The organism is Streptomyces phytophilus, assembly GCF_013870535.1.
GTDB classification, from domain to species: Bacteria; Actinomycetota; Actinomycetes; order Streptomycetales; family Streptomycetaceae; genus Streptomyces; species Streptomyces phytophilus.
Window position 1 is genome coordinate 1 of sequence record NZ_JACBXC010001162.1, and the last position, 1901, is coordinate 1901.

Annotated in this window: 3 protein-coding genes; 2 read left to right on the top strand and 1 reads right to left on the bottom strand. The window is 73.2% G+C overall.

All coding sequences use genetic code 11. The annotated features are described in order from the left end of the window. Positions 1 to 598 (bottom strand): uracil phosphoribosyltransferase (upp, locus tag H5J30_RS30250; RefSeq protein ID WP_181790596.1); only part of this gene is annotated, 598 nt, incomplete at its 3' end. 152 nt (positions 599 to 750) lie between these two features. Between upp and H5J30_RS30255 the strand changes: the two genes are divergently transcribed. Together H5J30_RS30255 and H5J30_RS30260 are read left to right on the top strand one after the other, a co-directional pair. Next, on the top strand, positions 751 to 936 hold the full coding sequence (locus tag H5J30_RS30255) for a hypothetical protein (RefSeq protein ID WP_181790598.1): 186 nt from the start codon (positions 751 to 753) through the stop codon (positions 934 to 936). 191 nt (positions 937 to 1127) lie between these two features. Then, positions 1128 to 1676 (top strand): tRNA adenosine deaminase-associated protein, encoded by a 549-nt coding sequence (locus H5J30_RS30260; RefSeq protein WP_181790600.1) that lies wholly within the window; start codon positions 1128 to 1130, stop codon positions 1674 to 1676. The last annotated feature ends 225 nt before the right edge of the window (positions 1677 to 1901 follow it).

A 1901-nucleotide genomic window follows, 5' to 3' on the forward strand; every position in this document is an offset into this window, starting at 1 on the left:
CGAGCCCCGGCACGATGTACCCCGCCTCGTTCAGCCGCTCGTCCATCGCCGCCGTGACCACCGTCACCGGCGCGCCCGCCAGCTCGTGCTCCACCGCGTCCGTACCCTCCGGCGCCGCCAGCAGGCAGATCGCCGTGACGTCGTCCGCGCCCCGCCGGATCAGCTCCCGGATCGACGCGACGAGCGTGCCGCCGGTGGCGAGCATCGGGTCCAGGACGTAGACCTGCCGCCCGGACAGGTCCTCGGGCAGCCGGTTCGCGTACGTGCTGGGCTGGAGGGTCTCCTCGTCGCGTATCAGTCCGAGGAAGCCCGCCTCCGCCGTCGGCAGCACCCGCATCATGCCGTCGAGCATGCCGAGTCCGGCGCGCAGGATCGGCACGATGAGCGGCCTGGGCCGCGCGAGGCGCACGCCGGTGGTCTCGGCGACGGGCGTGCGGACGTCGACCTGTTCGGTGCGGACGTCGCGCGTCGCCTCGTACGCGAGGAGCGTCACCAGCTCGTCGGCCAGCCGACGGAAGGTGGGAGAGTCCGTGCGCTCGTCGCGCAGCGTGGTGAGCTTGTGTGCCACCAGGGGGTGGTCGACCACGTGAATCCGCATGCTCCCGAATCTATCCGAGTCCCGGCCGGACACGGATACGTGTGGGGGCCGGGGGGTACGCGTGGAGAAACGGGCCGCGGTTCGCACACAACCGCCAACCGGGTGCAAGGTGGATATGTCCGCCCGGCCCGTTCGGACGCTGGAGGTGTGTGATGCCGGATCGTGATCTGCGCAGCGGTGATCCGCTGCCCGAGACGTCCGACGCCCGCGGCCGGCGCCGCGCCGCCTTCCTGCGCGACCTGCACGAAGCCGAGCAACTGCGGGCGCGCGTCCAGCCGCGGCGCGCCCGGGCGGCGCGGCGGCGGCATGTCCACCGCATGCGGACGTTCCGCTGGTAGACGGCCGATGAGCGGCGGAAGGCGGGCCTCGCGGCAGCCCAATTCACGACGCACAGCGGAAGACCCCGCAGACAGCGCAGGTTTCTGTCACGATTCCGGTGAGGGCGGGTCCTCCGCCCCTGGTCGGGGGGAGAGAGCAGGCAAGCTCGACCACCCGGCCCGGCACACCTAGGACCAGTGGGAGAGTCACGGTGTACTTCGCCGCACTGCTCGCGCGCACCGAAGACGGGTGGGAAGCGAGCGATACAGAGCTCGACGACGTGGAGACGCTGGACGACCTGGCCGACCTCGCCCGCGAGGCGACGGCCGACGACGACGAGACCGTGCTGGTGCTGCTCGAACAGGAGGGCATCTGGTACAGCGTCATCCGCATAGACGGTGAGGACGACCCGCGCGTCTTCGTCTCGAACGCGGCCGCCGCGGGGCGCAGCGCGTACGGGGAGATCCTGCTCACCCCCGAGCTGCTCGGCCGGGAGCCGGAGGACGACAGCGCGCTGGACAGCCTGACGGACCTGGACGGCACGGAGGACGGCGAACCGGACGCCGACACCGGCGCCGACGCGGACCCCGACGCCGACCCGGACGCCCCTCCCGGCGCGCCGGCGGGCCCGGTGGGCGACACGGAGCTGCTGGCGGACCTCGGCGTCTCGGAGAAGCAGCTGCTGGCGCTGAACGGCGACGCGGTCAACGAGATCGCCGACCTGCTCGGCGCGGCGGACGTGCTGGAGACGGTCCGCTGACCGAGCCCGGCGGCGGAGCGGAGACCGGCCCGTACGAGGAGCTGTGGGCACCGCCGATGCGCGCGGCCCTGGCGGAGGCGGAGCGCGCACTGGAGACGGGGGACGTCCCGGTGGGCGCGGTGGTCGTGGGCCCGGCCGACGCGTCCGGCGACCCGTACGAAACGCTGATCTCCGCACCCCCCGCCGGCCGGATCCTCGCCCGGGCCAGGAACGAGCGGGAGGCGA

Excerpts from the sequence above, each read along its gene's own strand:
- H5J30_RS30255 (WP_181790598.1), top strand. The coding sequence starts at position 751 with ATGCCGGATCGTGATCTGCGCAGCGGTGATCCGCTGCCCGAGACGTCC.